The 13838-nt window shown below is 60.0% G+C and carries 14 protein-coding genes and 1 pseudogene; 12 read left to right on the top strand and 3 right to left on the bottom strand.

The window, feature by feature from the left end:
- The first annotated feature begins 137 nt into the window (after positions 1-137).
- From Q0V31_RS05375 to Q0V31_RS05365, 3 genes are all read left to right on the top strand, one after another.
- Positions 138-731, top strand: a complete 594-nt coding sequence (locus tag Q0V31_RS05375) for a MarC family protein (protein ID WP_298185314.1) — start codon at positions 138-140, stop codon at positions 729-731.
- Positions 728-1513: an N-acetylmuramoyl-L-alanine amidase gene (locus tag Q0V31_RS05370; RefSeq protein WP_298185311.1), complete on the top strand. Its 786-nt coding sequence runs from the start codon at positions 728-730 to the stop codon at positions 1511-1513. The genes Q0V31_RS05375 and Q0V31_RS05370 overlap by 4 nt, the downstream gene beginning before the upstream one ends.
- A gap of 207 nt (positions 1514-1720) precedes the next feature.
- Positions 1721-3205, top strand: coding sequence for a nucleobase:cation symporter-2 family protein (locus Q0V31_RS05365; protein WP_298185309.1), 1485 nt, complete (start codon positions 1721-1723; stop codon positions 3203-3205).
- 180 nt (positions 3206-3385) lie between these two features.
- Here Q0V31_RS05365 and Q0V31_RS05360 read toward each other — a convergent pair whose 3' ends face one another.
- Positions 3386-5161: an ATP-binding protein gene (locus Q0V31_RS05360; RefSeq protein WP_298185307.1), complete on the bottom strand. Its 1776-nt coding sequence runs from the start codon at positions 5159-5161 to the stop codon at positions 3386-3388.
- Positions 5158-6504 (bottom strand): sigma-54-dependent response regulator transcription factor AlgB, encoded by a 1347-nt coding sequence (algB, locus tag Q0V31_RS05355; RefSeq protein WP_298185305.1) that lies wholly within the window; start codon positions 6502-6504, stop codon positions 5158-5160. Before algB ends, Q0V31_RS05360 begins: the two co-directional genes overlap by 4 nt.
- A 232-nt stretch (positions 6505-6736) precedes the next feature.
- On the opposite strand from algB, the gene Q0V31_RS05350 reads away from it, so the two are divergent.
- The 7 genes from Q0V31_RS05350 (at position 6737) to Q0V31_RS05320 (ending at position 11186) form a co-directional block, all read left to right on the top strand.
- Positions 6737-7573 carry a BON domain-containing protein gene (locus tag Q0V31_RS05350; protein WP_298185303.1) on the top strand — a complete coding sequence of 279 codons (837 nt, stop codon included), beginning with the start codon at positions 6737-6739 and terminating at the stop codon, positions 7571-7573.
- A gap of 79 nt (positions 7574-7652) precedes the next feature.
- A complete protein-coding gene (locus tag Q0V31_RS05345; RefSeq protein WP_298185300.1) occupies positions 7653-8087 on the top strand; it encodes a PA2169 family four-helix-bundle protein in 435 nt (144 codons plus the stop codon).
- Between the two features lie 78 nt (positions 8088-8165).
- Complete coding sequence (locus Q0V31_RS05340; RefSeq protein WP_298185297.1) at positions 8166-8330, top strand: DUF1328 domain-containing protein; 165 nt, start codon at positions 8166-8168, stop codon at positions 8328-8330.
- Positions 8331-8339: 9 nt separating this feature from the next.
- Positions 8340-8744, top strand: a complete 405-nt coding sequence (locus tag Q0V31_RS05335) for a hypothetical protein (RefSeq protein WP_298185294.1) — start codon at positions 8340-8342, stop codon at positions 8742-8744.
- Between the two features lie 484 nt (positions 8745-9228).
- The gene (locus Q0V31_RS05330) at positions 9229-9393 is read left to right on the top strand and encodes a DUF1328 domain-containing protein (RefSeq protein WP_088276880.1); all 165 of its coding nucleotides are present in this window, start codon (positions 9229-9231) and stop codon (positions 9391-9393) included.
- A gap of 9 nt (positions 9394-9402) precedes the next feature.
- Entirely contained in the window at positions 9403-9858 is a 456-nt protein-coding gene (locus Q0V31_RS05325; protein WP_298185284.1) for an inhibitor of vertebrate lysozyme family protein, read from the top strand.
- Positions 9859-9956: 98 nt separating this feature from the next.
- Positions 9957-11186 (top strand): spore maturation protein, encoded by a 1230-nt coding sequence (locus tag Q0V31_RS05320; protein WP_298185281.1) that lies wholly within the window; start codon positions 9957-9959, stop codon positions 11184-11186.
- 148 nt (positions 11187-11334) lie between these two features.
- Here the strand turns inward: Q0V31_RS05320 and Q0V31_RS05315 are convergent, their stop codons facing one another.
- Entirely contained in the window at positions 11335-12348 is a 1014-nt protein-coding gene (locus Q0V31_RS05315; RefSeq protein ID WP_298185278.1) for a DUF5924 family protein, read from the bottom strand.
- A gap of 277 nt (positions 12349-12625) precedes the next feature.
- On the opposite strand from Q0V31_RS05315, the gene Q0V31_RS05310 reads away from it, so the two are divergent.
- Positions 12626-13579 carry an NAD-dependent epimerase/dehydratase family protein gene (locus tag Q0V31_RS05310; protein WP_298185276.1) on the top strand — a complete coding sequence of 318 codons (954 nt, stop codon included), beginning with the start codon at positions 12626-12628 and terminating at the stop codon, positions 13577-13579.
- A 52-nt stretch (positions 13580-13631) separates the two neighbouring features.
- A pseudogene (locus Q0V31_RS05305) lies at positions 13632-13796 on the top strand (IS5/IS1182 family transposase); the annotation flags it as partial.
- Positions 13797-13838 lie beyond the last annotated feature (42 nt).

The following is a 13838-nucleotide window of genomic DNA, read 5'->3' as shown; positions in this document are numbered from 1 at the left end:
GCGTGTGGCTCGAGAGGCATCCGGCTTTGTGCAATGCTGTTTGGCTGCGGCATCGGGCCACGTGGCTGCTTTGCAGGATCAACGGCGTTTTCTGCTGTGACAGGCATTAAACTCTGTCGATCTGTAGAGGAGTAGTCATGGATATTTTCGGCATTGCCGCGTTGATCTTTCTGGTCACCGACCCCTTCGGCAACATCGCCATCTTTATCGCCGCACTGAAGAACGTCCCGGCGCAGCGCCGCTTATGGATAGCCGCCCGTGAGTTGTTGTGCGCCCTGGCCCTGTTGCTGCTGTTTCTTACCTTTGGCGACAACGTACTCAACGCCCTGGGCCTGTCGCGGGAGGCCACCGCGATTGCCGGCGGTATCATCCTGTTTGTGATTGCCATGCGCCTGATTTTCCCCGGTCCCCAGGGGGTATTGGGTGATGTGCCGGATGGCGAACCGATGCTGGTGCCGCTGGCGACCCCGGCGGTGGCCGGGCCTTCCGCCCTGGCCGTATTGATGACCCTGCGCAATACCCATGAAGGGCCGCTCTGGGAACTGTACGCTGCGGTGTTGCTGGCTTGGGCCGCGACCGCATTTATTCTGTTGCAGGCCTCGTTCCTGCAGCGTTTTCTTGGACCCCGCGGGTTGACCGCAGTGGAGCGACTGATGGGCATGCTGTTGATCATGCTGAGTGTCGACATGCTGCTGGATAACCTGCAAAGCGTGTTGCATATCAGCCCATGAAATTTCTTTGTTTAAGCGTCTTTGCCCTATTGCTGGTCGGTTGCAGCAGCGCCCTACGGATCGATGACCGCTACACCGCGATTGGCCAGAACAGCCGCGTGCAGTACATCGTGCTGCACTACACCTCCACCGATCTGCCGCGCTCGCTGCAATTGCTCACCGAAGAAGAGGTGAGCAGCCATTACCTGATTGGCGAGGCACCGGCGACCATCTACCGTCTGGTCGATGAGAACCGCCGTGCCTGGCATGCCGGTGACAGTCAGTGGCAAGGCCGTACCTGGCTCAATAGCACGACCATTGGCATCGAGTTGGTCAACCAGGGGTTTTCTGACACCCCCAACGGGCGTCACTGGCAGCCCTTTGCGCCGGCGCAGATCGATGCCCTGATCGTGTTGCTCAAGGACATCATGCAGCGTCATCAGCTGCCGCTCGGCAGCATTATCGCGCACAGCGATATTGCCCCGCAGCGTAAGGTTGACCCCGGCCCACTGTTTCCCTGGAAGCGCCTCGCCGATGCCGGTTTGTTGCCCTGGCCAGACGCCGAGGCGGTCGCGCGTCAGCAAGCCTTATTTAGTCACAGCCTGCCGAGTGTGCAGTGGTTTCAGGAGCAATTGGCCCGCCAGGGCTATGCGGTGCCCAGGCATGGTGAGCTGGATCAGGCCACGCGCAACGTAATTGCCGCGCTGCAGATGAAGTACCGCCCGGCACGCTATGACGGTGAGCCGGATGCGCAAACGGCAGCGCTATTGGTGGTGTTGGCCGCGATGGCAACGCAGCACTGAGTGCAGCACTAAAGCGCTATTTATTAACCAACGCCGAGGCCGTGAACGCCTCGGCGTTGTTTTGTGTGTGCACGTGTGTTTTTAGACTGTTCGCTTATGGAGCGTTCTACTGAGGTTGTTTTTTGCAGGAATGTATACAAAGTTGTAGCCAAGAGGTTTTCAATTTGTCTACATTGCACCTACAAGAACAACAGCGAGTTACTCAGCATGACGACTTCACCTGTTACGCCGTCCTCCACGCAGCGTCCGGAAGACGAAAACCTCGGTATTGGAGCCAACTTCGCCTATGGCCTGCAGCATGTGCTGACCATGTACGGCGGCATCGTTGCGGTGCCGCTGATCATTGGGCAGGCGGCGGGTCTGTCGCCGGCGGATATCGGTCTGCTGATCGCGGCTTCGCTGTTTGCCGGTGGCCTGGCAACCCTGCTGCAAACCCTCGGCCTACCCTTTTTCGGTTCGCAGTTGCCGCTGGTACAGGGTGTGTCCTTTGCGGGCGTGGCGACCATGGTCGCGATCCTCGGCAGCGGCGGTGAAGGTGGTCTTCAGGCGGTGTTCGGCGCGGTAATTGCCGCCTCGTTGATTGGGTTCCTGATCACCCCGGTGTTTTCGCGAATCACCAAGTTCTTCCCACCCTTGGTCAACGGCATTGTCATCACCATCATCGGTCTGACCTTGATGCCGGTAGCTGCGCGGTGGGCGATGGGGGGTAACAGCCAGGCCGCCGACTTCGGCAGCATGGCCAATATCGGCCTGGCCGCGCTGACGCTGGTTACGGTGTTGCTGCTGAGTAAGGTGGGCAGTGCGAGCATCTCGCGCTTGTCGATCCTGCTCGCCATGATCATCGGCACGTTGGTCGCTGTGGCGCTGGGTATGGCGGATTTCTCCAAGGTGACGCAAGGGCCGATATTTGCCTTACCGTCGCCGTTCCATTTCGGTATGCCGACCTTCCATATCGCCGCGATCATTTCCATGGTGATTGTGATCATCGTGACCCTGGTGGAAACCTCGGCGGACATCCTCGCGGTCGGTGACATCATCGAAACCAAGGTTGATTCCAAGCGCCTCGGCAATGGCCTGCGCGCTGACATGATCTCCAGCATGCTCGCGCCGATCTTCGGCTCCTTCACCCAGAGCGCGTTTGCCCAGAACGTCGGTTTGGTGGCCGTGACCGGGGTTAAGAGCCGTTATGTGGTGGCGTCGGCGGGGTTGATTCTGGTTACCCTGGGCCTGCTGCCGATCATGGGTCGCCTTGTAGCTGCTGTGCCAACCTCAGTGTTGGGTGGCGCGGGTGTGGTGTTGTTCGGCACCGTGGCGGCGAGTGGTATTCGTACCCTGTCCAAGGTTGATTACCGCAACAACATGAACCTGATTATCGTCGCCACCTCGATTGGCTTTGGCATGATCCCAATCGCTGCGCCGGCCTTCTATCACCAGTTCCCGGCCTGGTTCGAAACCATTTTCCATTCGGGCATCAGCTCGGCAGCGATCATGGCCATTGCGCTCAACCTGCTGTTCAACCACTTCAAGGCCGGTAACTCGGATCGCCAGTCGGTATTCGTTGCCGGTAGCGAGCGCACCCTGTGCTATCAGGACATTGCCGCACTGAACGACGGCGACTACTTCAAAGGTGGCAAGCTGTTCGATGCTGAAGGCAAAGAAGTGCCGCTGGTCAAGAGTGCGGCTGGCCATTAGGCCGGCAGCGCGCGACTTAAGCTGAACGGTTGATGAGCTACCGCGAGTCGCCGGACTGCTGAGAAACGCCGCCTGTGGGGCGGCGTTTCTTATTGCCTGGAGTCAGCCGCGACTGTGCTGCGCGGCTTGGCTTGCGCCCAAGCATGTCAGGCACCAGAGGTTGAGGCGCGGTCATTGTGGTTAAGCTGGCAGCAGTATGTAGAACTGTGTGCCCTGACCGACCCGTGATTTCACCCCGATATAACCACCGTGCAACTGCACGATCTCCTTGCACAGCGCCAGGCCCAAGCCCGCGCCGCCCTTCTTGCGGCTGACTTGGACGAACGGCTCGAAAATCCGCGCTTGTTGGCGAAACAGAATGCCTTCGCCATTGTCGGTTACGCTCAGCTCGACCCGCTCATCCTGCTTGCGGGCGCGCAAGTGCACCGTGCCGCCCGGATGGCTGTGACGCAAGGCGTTGCCGATCAGGTTGTCGAGTACCCGTTCGATTTGCAGGGGGTCGATCAGCAGCAACGGTAGTTGATCGTCTACTTGGTAATGCAGCGCCACCTGTAACTCCGCCGCTTGCACGGCAAAGCGCTGCTGGGCCAGGCGTAGCAGCGGCTCAATGCTGCATTCGACCCGCTCAAGGCTTTGCAGGCCGTTCTGGTAGCGGGAGAAATTCAGCAGGTCATTGATCAGGCGCAACAGGCGCTGCATTTCTTCATCCACAGTGCTGAGCAGGTCAGCCTCGCGGCTTGCTTCGGGGAATTTCAGGCGCTCCTGCAGCAGGGAGAACGCCATCAGCATGCCGGTGACCGGTGTGCGCAGTTCATGCGAGGCACGCAGTACAAACTCGCTGCGTACCCGTTCGAAGGTGCGCTGTTCGGTAACATCGCGCAGCACCATTACCGCGCCAGTCGGTTGTTCGCCGTCGTGGCTGACCGCGGCCAGGCTGTAGGCCAGCAGGCGTTGTTCGCCATCGATATCGACTTGCAGGTCTTCCAGCGCCTGTTCCAGCGGTTTGCCTTGCAGCACGCGGTACAGCTGGGTTTGTAAATCTGAGTGCTGCAGCGTCAGCGCCGCTTGTTGGCCGAGCTGGCTTTCGTCCCAGGCTAACTGGCGCTGCGCCACGGGGTTGAAATGCTCGACGTTGCCTTGGCGATCGAAAATCAGCAGGCCGTCGTCGATGCTGTCGAGTACCGCGTTAAGGCGTTGCTGTTCGGTTTGCAGGGCCTGGATATCACTGTTTTTGAAGGCCCGCAGCGCTTCGGCCATTAACCCGAAGCGCCGGCTTAATGAAGCGATTTCGGTGACCGGGGGAGTGGGCAGGTTGACGTGAAAGTTGCCACGGCCGATCTGGTCCGCGGCAACGGCCAGTTCCTCAATCGGTCGGCCAAGCCGGCGGGCAACGCTGTGCGCCGTGACAAAGCTGATCAGTAATACTGCCAGGCCGATCAGGCCGAGCAGTGCAGTAATCAGCCAGGTGCGCTCACGGACGTTCTGCTGCTCAAGCTGTACCTGGCTGACGTAGTGCATTTGCATGGCGTTGATGCGGTCACGGAGCGCGCGCAGGGCCAGGGTGAAGTCGTCATCCTTGAGCAGGTGACGGCGTACTTCTGCCGGCGAGTCGAGAAACTTTTGGTAAATACCATACGTGCGCTCAATCTCGATCACGGCCTGGCGATCGTTGCTATTCAGCGCACCATCAGCGGCTTTCTGTAGCCATTCATGGAAGCGTGCGTCCGACTCCTTCAATGCTTGCCGGTCGAGTTTGTCGGCAATCATCAGCAGTACCTGAGAGCCCATCTCCTGGCGCAGCCCGAGTGAGGCATCAATGATGCTCATGTTGCGGGTCATGGTTTGGTTCTGGGTTTTGTTCAGCTGCCAGACGCTGAACATACCCAGCAACAACCCGATCAAGGCGGCAGTGACCAAGGCCCCGCCGCTGATAAACAGCTGGTTGCGTAACCTCATAGGTCGAGCTGCTTGCGTTTGCGGTACAGCGTTGAGGCGTCGATGCCCAGTGTTTTGGCCGCTTGATCAAGGGTGCCGCTATTGGCCAGCACCGCGCTGATATGGGCTTTTTCCAATGCCTCCAGGCTCATATCAGCGCCGGCATGGGGGCTGTGCAGTTCGCTATTAAGGCTGAGCCCCAAGTGGCTGACCTGCACCTGCTCTTCTGCACAGAGGATGCTGGCGCGCTCGACCACATTGCGCAGTTCACGAATGTTGCCCGGCCAGGCATAGCTGAGCAGCGCCGCGCGCGCTTCATCGCTGAAGGCCCGTGCGGGGCGGGCATAGTCGTTAACAAAACGGGCGAGAAAACGCTCGGCCAGCACCATGATGTCTTCGTGGCGCTCGCGCAATGCAGGCAGTGTCAGGGTGATTACATTCAGGCGGTAGAGCAGGTCTTCGCGAAACTGACCATTCTTGGCCATTTCGTCGAGGTTGAGGTTGGTCGCCGCGAGGATGCGCACATCCGCCTGGCGGGTTTGCGGGTCGCCAATGCGTTCGTACACCTTGTCCTGGATAAAGCGCAGCAGCTTCGGTTGCAGGGGCAGCGGGAAGTCACCGATTTCATCGAGAAACAGGGTGCCGCCATCGGCCTGGCTGACCCGGCCCTGGGTGCTTTCGGTAGCGCCGGTAAAGGAGCCGCGGTTATGCCCGAACAGTTCGCTCTCCATCAATTCGGCGCTCAAGGACGGGCAGTTGATGGTCACGCAGGACTTTTTCGCGCGCTTGCTCCAGCCGTGGATGGCCTGGGCCAATTCACCTTTACCGGTGCCGGATTCGCCGAGAATCAGGATGTTGGCGTCAGTGTCGGCGACCTGCTTCGCCGTTTGCAGCACCGTCATCATGGCCGGATTTTCTGAGTCCAGGCCCTCGCCGGGCTTACGTGCATGACCTTCCAAGTGCTCCAGACGCTCGGCCAGTTGCCGCGCTTCTAGCTGTTTACTCGCGGCCAGGCGCAGCTGCTCAGGGCTGCAGGGCTTGACCAGGTAATCGGCCGCGCCCGCCTGGATCGCGTCCACGGCGGTGTCTATCGCCGAGTGCGCGGTAATCATCACCACGCGCATCCACGGTGCTTGCACGCGCATGTGGGTGAGTACTTCCATGCCGTCATCGTTGCCCAGACGCAGGTCGAGAAAGCACAAATCAAATACTTGCCGCAGCAATAACGCGTCGGCTTGGGCTGCGCTGTTGGCCGTACTGACCTGATAGCCCTCGTCTTCCAGGCAGTAACGAAAGGTGCGCAGGATGGCGGGTTCGTCATCGACCAAGAGGATGCGGCCAAGCGGCTGTGAAGGGGTGTCCATACTGCTCTCCTTAGCTGAGGGTGCCGAGGGTTAGTCCGCGATCTGTCGTGCAAGTTGCACGGCGCAGAATAGCCAATCATGCAGCTTGCATACTGGTGTGGCTCGCCGATCTCCTATAACTGATTGATTTTTATGAATTTAATGATCGGTTAAATGCTGGCACAGGGCTTGCGATGGTAAGGGGGAAGTCGCCCAGGCGACTAAACGACTGCAATCCATTGGAGGAACTGCCATGCATAAGTTGAAGACTCTGGCCCTGGCCACCGCGACCGCCGGGATGATCGGCCTGGCGCCTTTCAGCGCATTTGCCGCAGAGGGTGATATGAGCCGTGAGCTCAGTGAGGCTCGCCAGGAAGGCTCGGTGTGGACTGCATTCGCACTCAACCGTCATCTCAACCCCTTCGCCATTGAGGTGGATGTAGAGCACGGCACGGCGACAATCACCGGCACCGTGGAAACCTCGGTAGAGCGTGATTTGGCTGAGCAGATTGCCCTGGGTGTTGAGGGTGTGAACAAGGTAGACAACCAGCTCAAGCTGGACCCCAAGTTCGAGGCCAAAGCCAGCAGCGAGCCGAGCATGTCGCAGCGTTTTGAAGACGCCACATTGGCCGCCACCGTCAAATCCAAGCTGCTGTGGAACAGCAATACCGAGGGCTTGGACATCAATGTCGATGCCGAGAACGGCAAGGTGATTTTGAACGGTAGCGCGCAGACCCCAGAGGCCAAAGAGCTGGCCGGCCGCCTGGCCGCCAATACCGATGGCGTGCGTGAGGTGAGCAACCTGCTCAGCGTGAGCAAGGCGGACAGCTCGGCGGCCAAGGCACAGAACGCCGCCGATGATGCCGCTGCAGCCATCAGCGATGCGTGGATCACCAGTAAGGTCAAATCCAGCCTGATTTATAGCCGCAACCTGGATGGCCTGGGCATCACGGTGGACACCCAGCAGGGCATGGTCAACCTGAGCGGCAAGGTGCTGAGCAACGCCGAGAAGCAATTGGCCGTGGAAACGGCACGCAACATTCGCGGTGTGCGCGGTGTAGATGCTGACGCATTGCGCGTCGACAGTTAATTCAGCGGGCTGTCACAAATCGCAGGCAGCCAATTTTTAAGGCGGTTACCACCGCCGTTACAGCCAGAGGAGAGTCACCATGACTGACAAAATCCAGCAACTGAACGAGCTGATTGAAATTACCCGTGACGGTCAGCGCTTTTATCAGCATGCCCACGAAGAAGTGAAAGACCAGCGCCTGCAGACGCTGTTCCGGGACATGTCGCAGAGCAAGACCGAGCTGATTCGCGCGTTGTCGGTAAAAGTGGCCGCCAACCAGCACAAGCCCGCCGATGGCGGCACGGTGGTGGGCAAGTTGCGTCAGGTGTATGCCGACACCAAAGCTACACTGGTTAGCGACGAGGAGGCCACCTACGTGGCGCAGCTGGAGGAAGCGGAAGACCGCATTCTGCATGCCTTCGAAGCGGTACTGCAGGAGGCTGACCCAGATGTGCATGCGTTGCTTGCGGCGCAAATGCCGACCGTGCGGGCCAACCATGACCGCATGCGTAATCTCAAGCAGTCCATGCAGTAAGGCATGCGTGGCGCGGCCTATGCCGCGCCACGCCATCGCTGCGCATCAGCTGCAGCCCGGTAAACAAGGAGAATCACCATGTTGGGTTGGGCCATCACCTTTCTGATTATTGCCATCATCGCTGCCATATTGGGCTTCGGTGGTATCGCCGGCACCGCGACCGGGATCGCGAAAATTCTATTCCTGGTCTTTCTGGTGCTGTTCATTGTGTCGTTCATCATGGGCCGCCGGCCGAAGCTTTAAGGAGTGTGCATGCATCCTTTCAAGACGCTGCTTGTCGCCCTGCTGTTGGGCGGCAGTGCGGCGGCTTTGGCCGCCGACACCTCTCGCTCCTCCAGCACCGCAGCAACCTTTGAGCCGACGCCGCGCTACGCCCAAGGCTGGCCCGCGCTCCGGAAAATTGAGCATGTCTGGCCGCAGTGGATGCGCAATCTGCAAGGTGCTGTGCTGGCCCTGGATGCAGGAGCCAATAAGCGCTGGAACACGATGCCTTGTGCCGAACAGCGTTGCACCGAAGCGTCAGCTCAGACCGTGCCCGCGTTGCGCAACGCCGACACCGACCAGCATCAGCTTGACGACTTGCCGCAGGTGCATCCCGCCACTTTGCTGTGGCATTCGGAGCAACCGCTGCAGGCACCACAGCGTTTGAGTTTCTGATGGCCAGACGTCTTCACGCCCCAGCGCTTACCGCGCACCTGCCTGACGCCGCTCAGCTTATGGTTGCCACGTCACCACGACTGATTTCGCAGATCACACCATCTTTCTTAACGTTGCTTATTTGATTGCTGCGCAGTGCATGCGCAGCGGATTGACTCGCCTCGGCGGTCTTACGTGCAGCTCGACGATTTAGACCTACGGCGTGCGCCGCGCCGGTGAATGAGTGCGGTTCGATCCGTCATGCAACTTGCACGATAGAGTGAGGCTGATCATGCAGCTTGCATGCTCCAGGCTGATCAATCTGTTTGATAAGTTATTGAAATACATGGATTTAATCGATTCGTAAAAGCTGGCATGAGCTCTGCAATAGTTCTCTTACGGTTGCCCCGGTAATCATGCAGGTCAACCTGTGAAGGTGTCTGTGACCCCTTTCGTTCTGCCGCAGCGCCTCCGCTGGGGTGTGTTCTACATAAGGAGAATCACCATGTTGAGTTGGGCCATTACCTTTCTGATCATTGCCATCATCGCCGCCGTCCTGGGCTTCGGTGGTATCGCCGGCACCGCCACCGGGATCGCGAAAATTCTATTCCTGGTCTTTCTGGTGCTGTTCATTGTGTCGTTCATCATGGGCCGCCGGCCGAAGCTTTAAGGAGTGTGCATGCATCCTTTCAAGACGCTGCTTGTCGCCCTGATGCTGGGTGGCAGTGCGGCGGCCTTGGCCGCCGATACGCAATTTCATCTCAATGAACTGCTCTCCAGTGATGTCGCCTACCAACAAACATGGCAGGCGTTGGTGGAGGACGAGAGCCGCTTGCCTGAGTGGGTGATCAACCTGAATGGTGTCGCCAGCCCCATGGAAGGCTTGGAAGACGATGGCGACAGGTACTTGGTGGGCGAGCTGTGCCAAGTGCAAAACTGCTTCAATCAGCGCCTGTACGCGGCCTTCACCTGGGATAAAGACGCCGCTTACGCACTTTATGTGCAGCTGCCGGAAGGTCTGCCAGCTGACCGCGCGCCGAGCGCGCACGCCAGCCTGCGTTGGTTAGGCGAGCCGGACGAGACGGTGCAGAAGCTGTTGCTTGAGCAACTGCAAAACGACCCCAACTGGTATTGAGCATTGCGCTAACGCTCCCTGAGCAGCCTTGAGCTGCTCCTTTGCCCCCCAGCTGCGCCAGCCGCGCTATCATCCAGCCCATCAACAGGGGGATAGGTATGCTCAACGGCTTGTGGCTGGGTTTTTTTTTGGTGGCGGCCATTGCCGGCCTGTCGCGCTGGTTGTTGGGTGATGATCCTGCGGTGTTTGCCGCCATGGTCGAAAGCCTGTTCGCCATGGCCAAGCTGTCGGTCGAGGTCATGGTGCTGCTGTTTGGCACCCTCACGCTGTGGCTCGGCTTGCTGCGCATCGCCGAGAAAGCCGGCCTGGTCGACGCCTTGGCGCGGGTGCTGGGGCCGCTGTTTGCACGGCTGATGCCCGAAGTGCCGCGTGGCCATCCGGCCCTCGGCCTGATCACCATGAACTTCGCCGCCAATGGTCTGGGCCTGGACAATGCGGCCACGCCGATCGGCCTGAAAGCCATGCGTGCGCTGCAAACCCTCAACCCCAGCAGCACCACGGCGAGTAATGCGCAGATCCTCTTTCTGGTGCTCAACGCCTCGTCGCTGACCCTGCTGCCGGTAACCATTTTTATGTACCGCGCCCAGCAGGGTGCAGCGGACCCAACCCTGGTGTTTCTGCCGATTCTGCTGGCCACCAGCGCCTCGACCCTGGTCGGCCTGCTGTCGGTGGCGCTGATGCAGCGCCTGCGTTTGTGGGACCCGGTTGTGCTGGCCTACTTGGTGCCGGGCGCGCTGGCGCTGGGGGCGTTTATGGCGCTGTTGGCCACCATGTCGGCCACGGCGCTGGCGGCGCTGTCGTCATTGGCGGGCAACCTCACCCTGTTCGGCATCATCCTGCTGTTTCTGCTGATCGGTGCGCTGAAAAAGGTCGCGGTGTATGAAGAGTTTATCGAAGGCGCGAAAGAAGGCTTCGACGTAGCCAAAAGCCTGCTGCCCTACCTGGTGGCGATGCTTTGTGCGATTGGCGTGCTGCGCGCGTCGGGCGCTCTGGAGTTTGGCCTCGACGGCATTCGCTGGCTGGTCGAGGCGATTGGCTGGGACACGCGCTTTGTTGAGGCGTTGCCCACGGCCATGGTCAAACCCTTTTCCGGCAGTGCGGCGCGCGCCATGCTGATCGAAACCATGCAGACCCAGGGCGTCGACAGCTTCCCCGCGCTCGTTGCCGCCACGGTGCAGGGCAGCACGGAAACCACCTTCTACGTGCTGGCGGTGTACTTCGGCGCGGTGGGTATTCAGCGTGTGCGGCATGCCGTGGGTTGTGCGCTGCTGGCCGAGTTTGCCGGGGTCGTGGCCGCGATCAGCGTGTGCTACTGGTTCTTCGGCTAGGCGGCCGGCAACGATCTGCTGCGCGTCGGTCCTGCGGCGTTAAAAATAGGCTTGGAGTGCTCATGTACAAAAGTACACTCCGCTTCCTCGCCTCTTTTTGCCTAGCAGGACTCTAGCTCGCGAGAGCTTAATCAGGTCATGAGGGCCGTTACTCAACTACCTGAAAGCGCAGCACACCGATCATCTGCCCGGCTTCGGTGAGCACCTGCACCTGCCAGCGGCCGACGGCATCGGTGGGGAAGTTCTGCTTCTGGGTCCAGGCGCGGTAGCCCTCTTTACGCCCGCCGTGGATGTCCAGGGCGATGCGTTCGATCTCACGGCCATTGTGCCGCCAGACGTGGTAAATCCGCTCGTTCAGCCCACGTGGTGCATTAATCGCGGTGTAGGCGAACAGGCCTTCGCTGCGCAGTTGCGCCACGCTCAACTGCTTGAGGCTCGCGCCCGGTGCGCGGTTTTGGCTATCAAATTGACGGGTCACCGCCACCTCGGTCAGCCACAGCGTTGCGGGCGGCACCCAGACACGCGCTAGCCAGCCCCCAGCGCCGAGGGCTAGGGTCAAGCCGACCAGCAATAATCCGCGCCACCAACGTTGCACGGTAATGATCGCAAACAGTGACGGGAACGACAGCAGCACCGCAGCAGCCAGCGCCAGCTGGTAACTCTGCGGGGTGGTTAGCTTGAAGATAATCGGCAGCGCCGTGAGCAGCACGGCGAATAGCGCCAAGGTGTGATACGCGAGAAACAGCCAGCGCTTGGGTGCCAGCCATTTGTAGTACAGCGGGTCGATGATCGAAACCAATGCCGCGGCCGCCAGCAGGCCGCTGAACAATAGTTGCCCGCTGTTCCAGGTGGTAGTGATAAAGAAAAACGGCAGGACGAAGAACAGGCTTTCCTGGTGGATCATCTGCGTCGCATAGCGCAACAGCGGCGGCGGCAGTTCGAAGCCGAACCAGAGTGCGATGCGCTCGCGCAGGATGTTCTCCAGAATCAGCCACAACCAGCTGACCAGCATCACCAGCCCCAGCACCTGCGCCAATTCGGCTTGGCGCTCCACCAGCACAAAACTCGCCAGCCCCGAGGCAAAGCCAAAAATCGCCACCATGCCGGGGTGCCGTTGAGCCAGGGCGATGAGCCAGAAGACGAGTTGTTTGAATGCCGGCATAGGTGGCTCGTGTGGGGTCTTGTTCGGGTTTCGCGGGCTGGCGCCAATTCGGCGCAGCCACCAACAGCCGAAAGCCTGTCTCTGACCAATAAAAAGTGGCAAAGCATAACGCGGCGTACGCTCAATAAGGTGAGAGCGTTGCGCCTTTGGTCACTCTGTTTGCTCCGTGCTACCTCTGCGGCACCGCAGCACGCTGGATAGCCTACGATGGGTAGACGCAGTCTGTGTAAATGTAAGCATTGTGCGGCAATGGGGCGCGAGGCGTATGGAGAGGTTCATGCGTGTTTTGATCACCGGGGCCGGCGGTTATATCGGCCAGCAGCTGCTCAACCAACTGGCTATTCAGCAGCCGCATTGGACACTGATTGCCGCCGACGTTCGCCCACTCAAGCGTGCCGGCCTGAAGCTCAATATTGAGCCACTGCTCCTCGATATCAGCCGACCGGCGGCCGTGAAGCGCTGCGTGGCCACCTGGCGACCGCAGGCGGTTGTTCACCTGGCGTCGGTGAGCGCGCCGCCACCCGGCATGAGCGAGGCGCAGTTGCATGCCATTGATGTCGGCGGCACCCAAACGCTGATCCAGGCAGCGGTGGCGCATGGTGTCGAGCAGTTGATCGTCACCAGCTCGGGCGCGGCCTACGGCTATGACCCGTTAAATGCCGAATGGCTGGATGAAGACCAGCCGCTGCGTGGCCATGCCCAGTTCACTTATGCCAAGCACAGGCGTGAAGTCGAGTTGCTGCTGGCCGAGGCGCGTGGGCAGCACCCGCAACTCAAGCAGTTGGTGCTGCGTCCGGGCACCATTCTGGGTAAGCGGCTGAGCAACCCGATCAGCGAGCTGTTCAAGAGGTCCACGATACTGGGCATCCGCGGTAGCGACAGCCGCTTCGTGTTTATCTGGGACCAGGATGTAGTGGACATCCTGTGTCGGGGCTTGCGTCAGCAGAGCAGCGGCATCTTCAACCTGGCCGGCGATGGCGCGTTGTCGCTCAAGGAGATCGCCGAGTTGCTCGGCAAACCGTATCGCGCCTTGCCGGTCTGGCTGATTCGCGCCGCGTTGGGCGTGCTCAAGCCGCTGGGCCTGAGCCCCTACGGCCCGGAGCAGGTGGATTTTCTGCGTTACTGGCCGGTGCTCAGTAACCAACGGCTCAAACGGGATTTCGGCTTTAGTCCGCGCTACAGCTCGCGTGAGGCGTTTCTGGCGTTTTTGCGCGCGCAGGGGATTTCATAAGTGGGCTTTAGCTTGAGCAGAGTGGTCGAGGTGAAAGTCGTTGAGCTTTGCGCTGCAGCCGCTAACCTTCGCCGCCGCCGAGTACGCCGGCCGGCGCAAGCAAACCCGCCAAGCACTATTGCTGATCGAAATGCATCGAATCGTACCGTGGAAGGGGCTAATTGCCTGGTTCGACCCACATTGCTCCGTGGTTGAAGGCGGTCGTGCGGCCTATCCAGCGGCGCGGTAATAAATACCTGGTTAACCGTGTTGTGGGATT

The sequence above is a fragment of the uncultured Pseudomonas sp. genome (assembly GCF_943846705.1).
Taxonomy (GTDB): Bacteria; Pseudomonadota; Gammaproteobacteria; order Pseudomonadales; family Pseudomonadaceae; genus Aquipseudomonas.
The sequence above is the reverse complement of the archived record's forward strand: the minus strand, read 5'-3'. Positions and strand labels throughout refer to the sequence as shown.